Genomic DNA, 503 nt, shown 5'->3' with positions numbered 1-503 from the left:
TGCTCCATCTTCACCACCATCATCTCGACCGCGATGATGGCGTCGTCGACGAGCAGGCCGAGCGCGATGATCAGCGCACCCAGCGTGATGCGGTGCAAGTCGAGCGACATCATGTTCATGACGATGAAGACGATGCCGAGCACCAGCGGCACCGAGAGTGCGACCACGATGCCGGTGCGCCAGCCGAGCGCCAGGAACGAGACGAACAGCACGATGACGAGCGCTTCCATGAAGGAGTGCACGAACTCGCCGACGGCGTGCTCGACCACCTTGGGCTGGTCGGCGATCAGCTTGACATCGACGCCCTGCGGGACCGCCTTCATGAACTCGGCGGTCGCCTTCTCGACCTCCTTGCCGAGCTCGAGGATGTTGGCGCCCTTGGCGGTGACGACGCCGATGCCGATCGCGGCCTTGCCTTCCTGGCGGACGACGAAGCTCGGCGGATCGACATAGCCGTGGGTGACGGTGGCGATGTCGCCGAGGCGGAACACGCGGCCGTTGCT

General features: G+C 65.0%; 1 protein-coding gene. It reads right to left on the bottom strand.

Features of this window, described 5'->3' with window-relative positions:
* Window positions 1-503 (bottom strand): efflux RND transporter permease subunit (locus tag MOV75_RS41600; protein ID WP_247008696.1); only part of this gene is annotated, 503 nt, incomplete at both ends.

The sequence above is a fragment of the Bradyrhizobium sp. PRIMUS42 genome (genome assembly GCF_023006515.1).
In the GTDB taxonomy this organism is placed as follows: domain Bacteria; phylum Pseudomonadota; class Alphaproteobacteria; order Rhizobiales; family Xanthobacteraceae; genus Bradyrhizobium.
Note: the sequence above shows the minus strand (reverse complement) of the source record. Positions and strands in the feature narration are given on the sequence as shown.